The following is a 14,045-nucleotide window of genomic DNA, read 5'->3' as shown; positions in this document are numbered from 1 at the left end:
GGCTGACACAATGGGGCCGTGAGCACGACTGACGCGAACCAGGACTTCGAGAGCGCCCGCGCCCGGCACGAGGCGCTCGCCGACGAGATCACCGAGCACCGGCGCCGGTACTACACCGAGGAGCCGATCGTCTCCGACAGCCAGTTCGACGAGCTCATGCACGAACTCGTCGACCTGGAGACGGCCTTCCCCGAGCTCAAGACCGCCGACTCGCCGTCCGAGATCGTCGGCACCTTCTCCGAGGCGTTCACGCCCGTCGTCCACCTGGAGAAGATGCTCAGCCTCCAGGACGTCTTCAGCCTCGAAGAAGTCCAGACCTGGGCCGACCGCATCACCGCCGAGGTCCCCGGCGAGCGCTACCTCTGCGAGGTCAAGATCGACGGCCTCGCCGTCGACCTCGTCTACGAGAACGGCCGCCTCACCCGCGCCGCCACCCGCGGCGACGGCGTCACCGGCGAAGACGTCACCGCGAACGTCCGCACCATCGCCGCCGTCCCCCAGCGCCTCACCGCCGCAGACGGCTTCCCCGTCCCCGACCTCCTCGAAGTCCGCGGCGAGGTCTACTTCCCCAGCGCCGACTTCGCGCGCCTCAACGAGGCCCAGGCCGCCGCCGGGAAGGCCCCGTTCGCCAACCCCCGCAACGCCGCCGCCGGGTCCCTGCGCCAGAAGGACGCCACCAAGACCGCCGAGCGGCCCCTCTCCTTCATCGCCCACGGCCTCGGCGCCCTCCAGGGCTTCGAGCCCGACTCCCAGTCCCACTCCTACGCCGCCCTCGACGCCTGGGGCCTGCCGACCAGCCCCTACTGGCGCGTCGTCCCCACCATCGACGAGGCGTTCGCCTACATCGACGAGTTCGGCGGCAAGCGCCACAAGCTCGTCCACGAGATCGACGGCATCGTCGTCAAGATCGACGACATCGGGGTCCAGCGCCGCCTCGGCGCCACCAGCCGCACCCCCCGCTGGGCCGTCGCGTTCAAGTTCCCGCCCGAGGAGGTCAACACCCGCCTCCTCGACATCAAGGTCTCCATCGGCCGCACCGGCCGCGCCACCCCCTACGCCGTCCTCGACCCGGTCCGCGTCGCCGGCTCCGAGGTCGAGTTCGCGACCCTCCACAACGCCGACCAGGTCAAGGCCAAAGGCGTCCTCATCGGCGACATCGTCGTCGTCCGCAAGGCCGGCGACGTCATCCCCGAGATCGTCGCGCCCGTCGTCCCCGCCCGCACCGGCGACGAGACCGAGTTCGCGATGCCCGAGCGCTGCCCCGAATGCGACGCCGTCCTCGCGCCCGCCGCCGAAGGCGACATCGACCTGCGCTGCCCCAACGCCCGCTCCTGCCCCGGCCAGCTGCGCGAGCGCCTCGCGTTCGCCACCGGCCGCTCCTGCTTCGACGTGGACCGCATGGGCTACATCGCCTGCGCGGCCCTCGTGCAGCCCCTCGACGCGGCCCCCGTCCTCGCCGACGAAGGCGGCGTCTTCGACCTGAAGATGGACGAGCTCCTGCCGATCCGCGTCGTCGTCCGCGACCCCGACTCCGGGCTCCCCAAGATCGACGAGAAGACCGGCGAGCAGAAGGTCGTCACCCCCTTCGCCCGCCAGCCCGACAAGAAGACCGGCGAGGTCCTCCCGCGCAAGAACGCCGAGGAGATGCTCCAGAACCTGGAGACCGCCAAGTCCCAGCCGCTGTGGCGCGTCGTCAACGCCCTCTCGATCCGCCACGTCGGCCCCGTCTCCGCGCAGGCCCTCGCCGAGCACTTCCGCGACCTCGACCGCATCGCCGAGGCCGACGAGGAGGAGATGGCCGCCGTCGACGGCGTCGGCCCGACCATCGCCGCCGCCATCAAGGACTGGTTCGCCGTCGACTGGCACCGCGACATCGTCGAGCGCTGGCGCGCGGCGGGCGTGCGCATGCAGGACGAGGCCCCCGACCCCTCCGAGGCGCTCCCGCAGACCCTGGAGGGCGTCACGGTCGTCATCACCGGCGGCATCGAGGGCTACACCCGCGAGGGCGCCGCCGCGGCCGTCAAGGCGCGCGGCGGGAAGCCCTCGTCCTCGGTCTCGAAGAAGACCGGCGCGGTCGTCGCGGGCGACAAGCCGGGCTCGAAATACGACAAAGCCGTCCAACTCGGTGTCACCGTGGTTCCGGGGGAGGACTTCGACCGGTTCCTGGAGCACGGCGTCGGCGAGTTTTCCTCGCAGTCCGAGGATTCCGGCGACGAGAACGAACCGGAATGATCACAAGTCGGTAACGATCCGTATTCCAGTCGGGGGGGATGCTCGTTAGAACCAGGCAGAGTCATCTCGTGGAAGCTTGCCCCTCGCCGCGTGCGCGGCACGGACCGGTCCGCCCGAAGGGGCCGCCGGGTCCGAAATCGACCTCGGGGTACCCTGCCGCCGACGTGCGGAGAACGGTTTCTGTCACGGACATGTCGCGCCTGGTCACAAGTGTGCCGCATGTGCCCCCAGCGTTGTCTGGGAGCGAAAATCGCGATATGACAGAGGAGTCGGCCACGACCGGGCCGCGGTGATTCTGGCGCGTCGCCTCGGAACGGTGTGGCAGTGGGAGGAGCGATATGGCCACGACGCTCATGCGCAACACTGCGCCTAAAGAGCATCCAGGCCGGTACTACGGCTACATGTCGGCCGTCGCCGTGCTGGCGATCGTCGGCGCCGGGTTCACCGCCGTGCGCGCGAACGCGTTCGACAGCGGTTGGTTCGACGTGCCCTTCGCGTTCTGGCTCACCGCCGGGCTCGCGCTCATCGCCGAGCTGCGCCCCACCCGCTGGGGCGGCCTGTGGATGTCGCCGATCGCCTCGATCTACCTCGTCTACGTGCTCGCCACGATGATCACCTGGGGCTTCCTCCCCGCCCTGGTGGTCCAGTCGGGCGCGATCCTCGTCCTCTCCTTCCAGATCCACTCCTCCTCGTGGCGGACGATCTTCAACGTCTCGCAGCAGGGCCTGGCCCTGTGCGTGGCCTGGACCGTCTGGAACGCGATCTCCGGCGGCATGGCCTGGACCGGGGCCGCCCTCGAACTCCTCGCCGTCTTCGCGGCCGGCACCGCCTGGACCCTCACGTCCACGTCCCTCGTGGCCGGGCGACAGACCCTGCGCACCGGCATCGGATGGAGCGACCTGGCCTTGGACTGGCTCAAGAGCGAATGGGCCCTGCGGGCCACGCAGATCGCCATCGCGCCGATCCTGGCGACAGCAGCGATGTCCTCCTGGTGGCTCGTCGCCGCCTCGGCCATCCCGATCTTCAGCGTCTACCGCATCCTCCAGACCGCCGCCGACCGCGAGCGCGAGGCCGACCACGACCCGCTCACGGGCCTGCTCAACCGCAAGGGCTTCCAGGAGGTCGTGGACGGCAAGCTCGCCGACGCCGCCGAGACCAAGACCGCCGTCGCGGTCCTCATCCTCGACCTGGACCGCTTCGCCGACGTCAACTCCGCGCTCGGCCACGAGGTCGGCGACCAGCTCCTCGTGGAGCTCGCGAAGCGCTTCACGACCGACAAGCCGCCGGGGAAGGAGATCGCCCACCTCGGCGGCGACGAGTTCGCGTTCGTGTGGTCCGAGCTCGACGGCATGACCGACCCGATGGAGTGCGCCCGCGAGATCCGCGCCCGCCTCGACGCGCCGATCGTCCTCGCCGACGTCAGCATCGAGGTGGACGGCTCGGTGGGCGTCGCGGTCTTCCCCGACGACGGCCCGGACTTCCAGACCCTGTTCCGCCACGCCGACATCGCGATGTACGAGTCCAAGCAGCGCGCCGGGTCCTACACCCGCTACGGCGCCGAGTTCGACCACCACTCGCCCGAGCGCCTCCACCTCCTCGGCGACCTGCGCCGCGCCCTCGACCACCCGGACGCCCCCGGTGTGAACCTCTTCTACCAGCCGCAGGTGCGCCTCGCCGACGGCGCGGTCATCGGCGCCGAGGCACTGCTCCGCTACAGCCACCCCGAGCGCGGCGTCGTCAACCCCGCCGAGATCATCGAGACGGCCGAGCACTCCTCGGTCATGCGTATGCTCACCGAACGCGTCGTGGACATCGCCCTGCGCCAGCTCCGCGCCTGGAAGGAGCACGGCTACGACCTGCGCATGGCCGTGAACGTCTCCGTCCGCGACCTCCAGTCCCCGGAGTTCACCGACTTCCTCACCGAGCGGATCGACGCCTACGGGGTGGACGCCGAGAAGCTCCAGCTGGAGATCACCGAGTCCGCGCTCATGGCCGACCCGCGGCGCGTCCTCCAGAACGTGCAGCGCCTCTCCGACCTCGGCGTGGGCATCAGCCTCGACGACTTCGGGACCGGGTTCTCCTCGATGCAGCACCTGCGGCGCCTGCCGGTCACCGAGATCAAGATCGACAAGTCGTTCGTGACCACGCTCATCGACGACCCCGACAACGCCGCGATCGTCTCCACCACGATCGACCTGGGCCGGGCCCTGGACGTCGAGGTCGTCGCCGAGGGCGTCGAGGACGAGGCCGTGCGCAAGCAGCTCGAAGGCTGGGGCTGCCACGCGGGCCAGGGCTGGCACTTCGCGAAGCCGATGAGCGCCGACGCGTTCGAGCGCTGGATGGCCGACCACCAGAAGCGCGCCTGAACCCGCCACGGCCACAAGGGAGACCGTCCGCACGCGCCGACCTGCTCCGCCGATCGCGCGGCCGTGGTCGCGAATGTCGGTCCCGTATGCGAGGCTGATTCCATGAACACCGCAGTCCAAGACGATGTGCTGGCCGAGTTCGAGCCGCACCGGCGCGAGCTGTGCGCCTACGCCTACCGGATGCTCGGCTCCTCCTTCGAGGCCGAGGACGCCGTCCAGGACGCGTTCACGCGCGCCTGGAAGTCCTACGCGTCCTTCGAAGGCCGCTCCTCGCTGCGCTCGTGGCTGTACAAGATCACCACGAACGTCTGCCTCGACATGCTCAAGGGCCCCCAGCGCCGGGCCCGGCCGATGGACCTCGCCCCCGCCTCGGACGCCGGCTCGCCCCTGCCGGCGCCCGAGCCCGACTACATGTGGGTCGAGCCCATCCCCGACTCGATGGCCTTCGGCGCCGACCCGGCCGCCGCCGCCGAGGCCAAGGACACGCTCCGCCTCGCGTTCGTCGCCGCCGTCCAGCACCTGCCCGCCAAGCAGCGCGCCGTCATGCTCATGCGCGAGGTCCTGCGCTTCTCCGCCGCCGAGACCGCCGAGGCCCTCCAGTTGAGCCCCGCCTCGGTCAACAGCGCCCTCCAGCGCGCCAAGGCCACCATGGAGAAGGTCAACACCGACCCCGCCGCCGACGCGCCGCCCATGGACGACGCCGACGTCCGCAAGCTCGTCGACGGCTACGTCTCGGCCTTCCAGGCGTACGACATGGAGGCCCTCACGGCGCTCTGCACGCAGGACGTCAACCTCTCCATGCCGCCGTTCCCGCTCTGGGTCGAGGGCCGCGCCGGCGTCGCCGAGTTCATGCTCGGCACCGGCTCCGCCTGCCGCGACTCCCGCCTGGTCCCCGTCGGCGCCAACGGCCTCCCCGCCTTCGGCCACTACAAGCCCTCCGACGAGCCCGGCCTCTGGACCCCCTGGTCCATCACCGTCCTCGAACTCCGCGACGGCCACATCGCCGGCCTCAACTACTTCCTCGACACCGCCCGCCTCTTCCCACTCTTCGGCCTCCCGAACGAGTACCGCGAATAGGCGAACGCCGCTGACGGCCTGTGCCCGGCGCTTTCGGCGCCGGGCACACGTCGTCGAGGGAAGACTACCGTCGAGAAGACTACCGAAACTGATAGTGTCATATCCGGTAGTCTTCTGCACTCGAAGCGAGGAGGAGCGGTGGCGAACGGGTTCATCGGCAGGCAGTCGGAGCTGTCCCATCTCGACGAGCTGCTCGAACTGGTGCGGTCCGGCGGCGGGCTCGGGCGTCCCGGGCGGGCGCTCATCATGCGCGGTCGGCGGCGCGTCGGGAAGTCCCGGCTCGTGGAGGAGTTCGCAGAGCGCTCCGGGGTGCCGCATGTCTTCTTCACCGCCGAGGGCCTCTCGAACGGCGCCGACCTGCGGTCCTTCGCGCAGGCCGTCGGAGAGTCGACGCTCCCGGAGGCCGCGGAGTTCGCGCCGGAGGGGATTCCGGACCGGTGGACCGACGCCCTGAACTCCCTGGCCGACATCCTGCCCGAGGACTCCCCGAGCATCGTCGTCATCGACGAGATGCCGTATCTGATCGCCCAGGACCCCGGCTTCGAGGGCGCGCTCCAGCGGGCCTTCGACCGGCGGTTCTCGCGGCTCCCGGTGCTGCTCGTCCTCATCGGGTCCGACCTGGCCGTCATGGAGCAGGTCAACACGTACGGCCGCCCCTTCTACCAGCGGGGGACCGAGCTGGTCGTCCCGCCGTTCAATCCCGCCGAGATCGCCGAGCGGACCGGCCTCGGAGCCGCCGAGGCGTTCGACGCGTTCCTGGTCACCGGCGGGCTCCCGCTGGTCCTCGAACGCTGGGAGCCCGGCACCTCCTTGTGGGAGTTCCTGGAGGCGTCCCTGCGGCATCCGACCTCGCCGCTGCTCGTGAGCGCGGAGCGCTCGCTGTCCGCGGAGTTCCCCTCCGAAGCGCATGCGCGCCAAGTGCTGCGGGCCATCGGGAGCGGCGAGCGCAGTTTCGGGCTCATCGGGCGGGCCGCCGGAGACCTGGCCCCGACCACGCTGAAGCGGTCGCTGGAGGTGCTGGCCGAGCGGCGCATCGTGAAGGCGGAAGTGCCCCTCTCGACGCGGGCGAGCAAGGAGACCCGGTACCGGATCGAGGACCCCTACCTGCGCTTCTGGCTGTACTTCCTGGCCGGGGCGATCTCGAAGGTGGAGCGCGGGCGGGGGGACCTGGTGCTCAAGTCGATCCGCCAGGGCTGGACCTCGTGGCGGGGACGGGCGGTCGAGCCGGTCGTCCGCGACGCCCTGTGGCGGCTCTCCCCGGAGCTGCTGCCCGAAGGCACCGACGCGGTCGGCGGCTACTGGACCAGGTCGAACAACCCGGAGATCGACATCGTCGGCGCCGACCGCGAACCGGTGGCCAAGCGCGTCACCGTCGTCGGCTCGATCAAGTGGCTGGAGCGCAAGCCCTTCGACCAGCGGGACTTCGCCGCGCTGATCGCCCATCGCTCCCAGCTGCCCGGCGCCGACGAGGACACGCCGATGCTCGCGGTCGCCCGGTCCGGATGCGAGGTCGGCGGCCTCCAGAGCCTCGGCCCCGAAGCGCTGCTCGAAGCCTGGCGCCACCGGCCCTAGCCGCGCCGACGGCCGCCCCGCGTCCTGCGGGGCGGCCGTCGGCGTTTTCCGGTTTCCTGTGTGGCTCTTATTGGTAGGGCATGTAGAACGGCTCCCATTGGTGGCCGTCGGGGTCGATGAAGGTGCGGCCGTACATGCCGATCTCGGCCTCTTGGACGCGGCGGTCGTTCATGGGCGTCTCCTCGGTGCCTCCGGCGAGGAGGGCGGCGTCGGTGAGGTCGTCCACGGCGTCCCTGTTCGGGAGGGCCAGGGCGTAGGCGGCGGAGGAGTAGGCGACCGTGTCGGCGATGGGGCGTTCGGCGAAGGTCGTGAAGAAGTCCTTGGTGAGCAGCATGAGGCAGATGTTGGCGTCGACCACGACGCAGGCGGCGTTCTCGTCGGAGAAGTCGGCGTTGACGCGCCAGCCGAGGGCGGTGTAGAAGTCCTGCGCGCGCTTCAGGTCGGCGACGGGCAGGTTCAGGAAGATCATCTTGCTCGCCATGGGCTCACGCTGCTTTCAAGTCTCGGGGCCTACTGACTACAGACGAGTCCGCGCGCCCGGATTCATCGTCGGGGCCCGAATTCCCGCGCCGACCGCTCGCCGACCGCTCGCCGCCCGTTCACCGGCGTCTCAGCGCCGGTTCGCCGCACGACGGCGGCTTCCCGGCGACACGCCTGACAACGGTGCTTCTCGCGGGCCCCCGAAGGCCCTAGATTCCCAGGTGACACACGTCACCGAGTCGACCCGAGCCGGTCACGACCGCGACACGCATTGCCCTTCAAGGAGGAAGGTTCGATGACCACAACCCCCGAAGACAACGGACCACCGCCCGAGGTCAGCGAAGCGGACATCGCCGCGATGCACGACGACCCCCGGTTCGTCGAACTCAAGCGCACCCTGTTCCGCTTCACCGTCCCGGTCCTGCTGGCCGCCCTGGCCTGGTACCTCGTCTACGTGCTCCTGTCGGCCTACGCCCGCGACTTCATGGGCATCGTCCTGTTCGGCAACATCAACCTGGGTCTCGTCCTGGGCCTGAGCCAGTTCGCCGTGACCTTCTACGTCACGTGGGCCTACAACCGCTTCACGGCCCGCAAGTTCGACACGCAGTCCGCCGAGCTGCGCGACGACATCATGAACGGGGGCGCGAAGTGAACACGCTCGCACAGGAGATGAGCGACTCCAACCGGATCCTCACGATCTCCCTGTTCATGGTGATGGTCCTGGTGACCATCTTCATCACCATCCAAGGCGGACGCAAGACCAGCACCGCCACCGACTTCCACTCCGGCGGCCGCGGCTTCTCCGCGTGGCAGAACGGCTTCGCCGTCGCGGGCGACTACGTCTCCGCCGCCTCGTTCCTCGGCATCGCCGGCACCATCGCCCTCTACGGCTACGACGGGTTCCTGTACTCCATCGGCTTCCTCGTCGCCTGGCTCGTCGCGCTGCTCCTCGTCGCCGAGTCCCTGCGCAACTCCGGCCGCTTCACCGTCGCCGACGCGCTCTCCTACCGCATGAAGCAGCGCCCCGTCCGCACCGCGGCCTCCATCGCGACGCTGAGCATCTCGATCTTCTACCTGCTCGCGCAGATGGTCGGCACCGGCGCGCTCGTGACGCTCCTCCTGGGCATCAAGGAGGGCGAGACCTTCCTCGGCATGGACTCGGGCGCCGCCAAGGTCGTCGGCATCGTCGTCACCGGCCTGCTCATGGTCGCGTACGTGGCGTTCGGCGGCATGAAGGGCACGACCTGGGTCCAGATCTTCCAGGCCTGCGTCAAGATCGGCCTCGCGTTCGTCCTGGCGATCCTCGTGCTCGTCCACTACAACTTCAACCTCTCGGCACTGCTCGGCGACGCGGCCAGCGTCTCCGGCCAGGGCGCGGCCTTCCTCGAACCGGGGCTGCGCTACGGGGCCGAGGTCCCAGGGGACGCGCTCCAGACACTGTGGAACAAGCTCGACCTCATCAGCCTCGGGCTGGCGCTGGTCCTGGGCACCGCGGGCCTCCCGCACGTGCTCATCCGCTTCTACACGACCCCCGACGGCAAGACCGCCCGCAAGTCCGTCAACTGGGCCATCGGCCTGATCGGCATGTTCTACCTGCTCACCCTCGTGCTCGGCTTCGGCGCCGCCGCGATGGTCGGCAAGGACGCGATCATCGCCGAGAACCCGGCCGGCAACTCGGCCGCGCCGCAGCTCTCGCAGGTCATCGGCGAGGACATCGCCGGATCGACCGGCGGCGCGATCATGCTCGCGCTCATCGCCTCCGCCGCGTTCGCGGCGATCCTGTCGGTGGTCGCCGGGCTCATCATCGCCTGCTCGTCCTCGCTCGCCCACGACCTCTACAACGGGGTCTTCAAGCACGGCAAGGCCAGCGGCAAGCAGGAGATCGTCTTCGCGAAGTTCGCGGCGGTCGGCGTCGGCGCCATCGCCGTCGTCATCGCGGTCTTCGCACAGGACCTGAACGTGGCGTTCCTGGTCGCGCTCGCCTTCGCGGTGGCCGCGTCCGCGAACCTCCCGACGCTGCTGTTCAGCCTCTTCTGGAAGCGGTTCAACACCGCGGGCGCCGTCGCGGGCATCTACGGCGGCCTCATCTCCGCCATCGGTCTGGTGATCTTCTCGCCGACCTTCTCAGGCACGGAAACTTCGCTGCTCGGCGAAGGGGTCGACATCGCATGGTTCCCGCTGTCGAACCCCGGCCTGGTGTCCATCCCGCTGGGTCTCATCTGCGCCGTGGTCGGCACGTTGATGAGCTCCGAATCGAACCCCGACCGGTTCGCGTCCATGCAAGTCCGGGCGCTCACCGGCGCGGGTGCGGAGCGGGCCTCGGCACACTAGGCGGCCCCCAGGGGGGAGGGCCGGGGCGGCCCTCCCCACGGCATCAGGGCCCGTCCAGCGGACGGGCCCTGATGTGCGCCACGTTACAGTGACATGGTGATCGCGCGATCCCCTCATCGCCAGCGCCGGCGGACCAGCAGTGCGGCGACCCTCGCCGCCCTGCGACTGTCGCGCCAGACCGGCGAGGCCCTCGCCGACGGGCTCACCGGCAAAGGAGCCCAAGTCGCCGCCCGCCGCCTCGCCCGGCTCCTCGCCGCCGACGCCGTCGCCCTCGCCGACTGCGAACGCATCCTCGCCGTCGCCGGGAGCATCGACCCCGATGCGGCCCAAGCGCTCCTGACCGAGACCCTGGACGTCCTCGAACCGGTCACCGCCCCGCCGCTGCGCGCCGCCCCGCTCGTCGTCTCCGGCGACCTCGCCGGGTGCCTGCTCGTCTCCGGGGACGTCAGCGACGCCGACCTCGCCGAGGCCGCCGACCTCGTCGCCCGCGCCCTCGACCACGCCGACCTGGTGCGCGCCCGCGAGCGCATCGCCGAAGCCGACCTGCGCACCCTCCGCGCCCAGATCTCCCCGCACTTCATGCACAACGCCCTGGCCGCCATCAGCGCCCACACCCGCACCGACCCCGAACGCGCCCGCGAACTGCTCACCGACTTCTCCGACTACCTGCGCTACTCCTTCGCGGGCACCGGGGACTTCGCGACGGTCGCCGACGAGCTCCACGCCGTCCAGACCTACCTTGAGCTCCAGCGGGCCCGCTTCGACGACCGACTCGACATCACCGTGCGCATCGCCCCGGAGGTCCTGCCCGTGCCCATCCCGTTCCTGGTCGTCCAGCCGATCGTCGAGAACGCCGTCCGCCACGGCTTCGAGACCAAGCCCGGCACCGGCCACATCGCCGTCCGCGGCTTCTCGGAGGGGCCGCTGTGCGTCATCGAGGTCGAGGACGACGGCGACGGCATGGACCCCGACGTCGCCAAGGCGATCCTCACCGGCTCCCGCGCCGGATCGGGCCGCATCGGCCTCGCGAACGTGGACAAGCGCCTCCGCGCCGTCTACGGTCCCGAGTACGGCCTCTGGCTCGACACCGCCCCCGGCGCCGGAACCAAGGCCACCGTGAGAATCCCCCGCTACGCCAGAGGAGTCCACGCATGAGCGGCAACGGACTTCGCGTCCTCGTCGTCGAAGACGAGTCCTCCACCCGCGCCGAGCTCGCCGGGCAGCTCGCCGAGCAGCCGAGCGTCGGCGAGGTCCAATGCGCCGCAGGCGGCGACGAGGCCGTGCGCCTCCTCGGCGAAGGGACCTTCGACGCCGCGTTCCTCGACATCGCCATGCCCGGCCTCACCGGCATCGACGTCGCCCGCATCCTGCGCCGCCTCTCGGACCCGCCCGCCATCGTGTTCGTCACCGCCTACGACAACCACGCCGTCGAAGCCTTCGGCCTCGGCGCGGTGGACTACCTGCTCAAGCCCTTCCGGCCCGAACGCCTCGCCGAAGCCGTCGCCCGTATCGGCCGCCGCCGCTCCGGCCCCGCCCCGGCGGGGGACAAGGCCGACGACCTCGCCGTCGTCCAAGTCGAACTCGCGGGCCGCACGGTCTTCGTCCGCCGCGACGACATCGCCTACGCCGAAGCCCACGGCGACTACGTGCGCCTCCACTCCGGCCGCCACTCCCACCTCCTTCGCCAGTCCCTCACCTACCTCGAAGAGGTCTGGGACGCAGCCGGTTTCGTGCGCGCGCACCGCTCATTCCTCGTCAACCTGGCGTCGATCACCGAGCTGCGAGTGACCTCCACCGCCGGACTCGTCGCCGTCACCGGCGCAGGCGAAGTCCCCGTGAGCCGCCGCCATTCCCGCCTCCTCCGGGAACGCCTCCTCCAAGCTGTGCGCGGAGACGCATGATTCAGAGGGTCCGCGTCACCAGCCCCCAGACCCGCCTCGCGCAACGGCGCGGGGCGGACGCCATGGGGCGGCTCAGCCATCTCGCCGGGCGGCCCGCGATCCCCTCCTCCGCGATCGACCTCGAAGCGGCCGAACGGGCCCTGCGCCGCCAGCGCCGCCTCGCCGTCCGCACCGCCCTCGCACTCGGAGCCGCCCTCGCGGCGCTCCTCGCCGCCGCCGCGCTCGTGCCCGGCCGCCTCGGCTGGGCCGTCCTCTTCTTCGCGCCCTACCCGGTGCTCCTCGCGTTGGCGGCCGTCCACGTGCGCCGCGCCGAACGCGTCGAGGACGACCACGCGCCGGACGGCCCCTGATGCTCGGCCTCGCCTCCATCACGCTGGTCCTCGTCTCCAGCGTCGTCATCGGCGTGTGGGGCGTGCGCGCCGCCCGGTCCACCCCCGACTTCCTCGTCGCCTCCCGCTCGATCGTGCCCGGCTGGAACGCCCTCGCCATCGCGGGGGAGTACGTCTCCGCCGCATCGGTCCTCGGCCTCGCGGGCCTGCTCGTCAAGAACGGCGTCGGCGCGATGTGGTACGCCGTGGGCTTCACCGCCGGGTACGTGCTCGTCGCCGCCCTCGTCGCGGGCCCCATGCGCCGCTCCGGCGCCTACACCGTCCCCGACTTCGCCGAGTACCGGCTCGGCTCACCGAGAATCCGCCGCATGTGCGGGCTCGTGGTCCTCGTGATCATGCTCCTGTACCTCCTGCCGCAGTTCAAAGCCGCAGGAGTGGTCCTCGAACTCGTCTCCGGCATCCCCTACTGGATCGGCGTCATCGGCGCCGGACTCGTCGTCTCCTCGACCATCGCCGTCGGCGGGATGCGCTCGGCCACCTACGTGCAGGCGTTCCACTACCTCGTGAAACTCGCCTTCATCGCAGGCCCCGCCGTCGTGCTCATCGTCCTCGCCGGGCCCGACCGCCGCGAAGCCGCGCTCGCGGCCCACGGCCCCGACCCCGACTGGGCCCGGCCGCTCCTGGACCTCGACGGCTCGGGCCACTCGCTCCTCGCGACCCTCTCCGTCCTCGTCGCCACCACCCTGGGCGCCATGGGACTCCCGCACGTCGTGATGCGCTTCCACACCGTCGCGGGCGCCCGCGCGGCCCGCCGCGTCGCCGTCTCCGTCATCATGCTGCTGAGCCTGTTCTACCTGTTCCCGGTCGTCTACGGACTCCTCGGACGCATCGCCGTCCCCAACCCCGAAGAAACCGACGTCGTGCCCGTCCTCGTCCCCGAGGCCATCGCCCCGGGCACCGTCGGCGCGGTCCTCACCGCGCTCGTCGCCGCGGGCGCGTTCGCCGCGTTCCTCTCGACCTCCTCGGGGCTCCTCCTCGCGCTCGCCGGGGGCCTCTCGCACGACCTGTTCGGCGGCTCGCTCTCCAAGCTCCGCATGGGCGTCCTCGTCGGCACCGCGCTGGCGGTGGTCCTCTCGCTGCCCGCCGCCGACGTCGACATCAACGTCCTCGTCGGCTGGGCCTTCGCCGTGGCCGCCTCCACGTTCTGCCCGCTGCTCACCCTCGGCATCTGGTGGCGCGGCCTCACCGCGACCGGCGCGACCGCCGGGCTCCTCGTCGGCGCGGCCTCCTCCACCGGCGCGGCCCTGGCCTCCGTGATCCTCGACCTGCCCCCGGGCACCTGGTCGATCCTCCTCGCGCAGCCCGCGCTGTGGACGGTCCCGCTGGCGTTCCTCACGATGGCCGCCGCCTCCCGCCCCTCCTCGGTCCCCGACTGGGCCGGGGAAGCGGTCCTGCGCCTCCACGTGCCCGGCCGCTACTCGACCGGCGACACCGGCCCGATCCGCACCGATAAACGGTTCGACGGCGCCCGGCCGCTCCGGTAACCTGGCGCGCATGTCGGGATCACCCGGGTCCAACGCGTGCGCCGCGTTCGGTCCCTGCTTCATGCGGCTCCGCGCGGCGGCCTAGGCCCCGCACGCGCACGCCTTCACCGGCCTCGGCCGGTCTTTGACGGTGCCATCTGACGGCACCTGCTGCGCCACTGCGCGGTCCAGGCGAATCGATCATCCTGATTCGACCACTTCCGCAGAGGTATC

The 14,045-nt window shown here is 70.9% G+C and carries 11 protein-coding genes; 10 read left to right on the top strand and 1 reads right to left on the bottom strand.

Annotated features, from left to right (window positions below; genetic code table 11):
• The first annotated feature begins 18 nt into the window (after window positions 1–18).
• From ligA to ACFFXY_RS18460, 4 genes are all read left to right on the top strand, one after another.
• The gene (gene ligA, locus ACFFXY_RS18475; RefSeq protein WP_382353790.1) at window positions 19–2,232 is read left to right on the top strand and encodes an NAD-dependent DNA ligase LigA; all 2,214 of its coding nucleotides are present in this window, start codon (window positions 19–21) and stop codon (window positions 2,230–2,232) included.
• 338 nt (window positions 2,233–2,570) lie between these two features.
• A complete protein-coding gene (locus ACFFXY_RS18470; protein ID WP_382353787.1) occupies window positions 2,571–4,598 on the top strand; it encodes a putative bifunctional diguanylate cyclase/phosphodiesterase in 2,028 nt (675 codons plus the stop codon).
• Window positions 4,599–4,700: 102 nt separating this feature from the next.
• Entirely contained in the window at window positions 4,701–5,675 is a 975-nt protein-coding gene (locus ACFFXY_RS18465; RefSeq protein WP_382353784.1) for a sigma-70 family RNA polymerase sigma factor, read from the top strand.
• Between the two features lie 138 nt (window positions 5,676–5,813).
• Complete coding sequence (locus ACFFXY_RS18460) at window positions 5,814–7,247, top strand: ATP-binding protein (RefSeq protein WP_382353781.1); 1,434 nt, start codon at window positions 5,814–5,816, stop codon at window positions 7,245–7,247.
• A 67-nt stretch (window positions 7,248–7,314) separates the two neighbouring features.
• Here the strand turns inward: ACFFXY_RS18460 and ACFFXY_RS18455 are convergent, their stop codons facing one another.
• Complete coding sequence (locus ACFFXY_RS18455) at window positions 7,315–7,728, bottom strand: VOC family protein (protein WP_382353778.1); 414 nt, start codon at window positions 7,726–7,728, stop codon at window positions 7,315–7,317.
• A 294-nt stretch (window positions 7,729–8,022) separates the two neighbouring features.
• On the opposite strand from ACFFXY_RS18455, the gene ACFFXY_RS18450 reads away from it, so the two are divergent.
• The 6 genes from ACFFXY_RS18450 (at window position 8,023) to ACFFXY_RS18425 (ending at window position 13,832) form a co-directional block, all read left to right on the top strand.
• Complete coding sequence (locus tag ACFFXY_RS18450; RefSeq protein WP_382353775.1) at window positions 8,023–8,379, top strand: DUF485 domain-containing protein; 357 nt, start codon at window positions 8,023–8,025, stop codon at window positions 8,377–8,379.
• A 17-nt stretch (window positions 8,380–8,396) separates the two neighbouring features.
• Window positions 8,397–10,058 (top strand): monocarboxylic acid transporter, encoded by a 1,662-nt coding sequence (locus ACFFXY_RS18445; protein ID WP_382355506.1) that lies wholly within the window; start codon window positions 8,397–8,399, stop codon window positions 10,056–10,058.
• A 159-nt stretch (window positions 10,059–10,217) separates the two neighbouring features.
• Window positions 10,218–11,213: a sensor histidine kinase gene (locus ACFFXY_RS18440; protein WP_382355504.1), complete on the top strand. Its 996-nt coding sequence runs from the start codon at window positions 10,218–10,220 to the stop codon at window positions 11,211–11,213.
• Window positions 11,210–11,959, top strand: coding sequence for a LytR/AlgR family response regulator transcription factor (locus ACFFXY_RS18435; protein ID WP_382353772.1), 750 nt, complete (start codon window positions 11,210–11,212; stop codon window positions 11,957–11,959). Before ACFFXY_RS18440 ends, ACFFXY_RS18435 begins: the two co-directional genes overlap by 4 nt.
• Entirely contained in the window at window positions 11,956–12,309 is a 354-nt protein-coding gene (locus tag ACFFXY_RS18430; RefSeq protein WP_382353769.1) for a hypothetical protein, read from the top strand. Before ACFFXY_RS18435 ends, ACFFXY_RS18430 begins: the two co-directional genes overlap by 4 nt.
• Window positions 12,306–13,832 (top strand): sodium/solute symporter, encoded by a 1,527-nt coding sequence (locus tag ACFFXY_RS18425; protein ID WP_382355501.1) that lies wholly within the window; start codon window positions 12,306–12,308, stop codon window positions 13,830–13,832. The genes ACFFXY_RS18430 and ACFFXY_RS18425 overlap by 4 nt, the downstream gene beginning before the upstream one ends.
• The last annotated feature ends 213 nt before the right edge of the window (window positions 13,833–14,045 follow it).

Source organism: Glycomyces mayteni, assembly GCF_042428885.1.
Classification (GTDB): domain Bacteria; phylum Actinomycetota; class Actinomycetes; order Mycobacteriales; family Micromonosporaceae; genus Glycomyces; species Glycomyces mayteni.
Note: the sequence above shows the minus strand (reverse complement) of the source record. Positions and strands in the feature narration are given on the sequence as shown.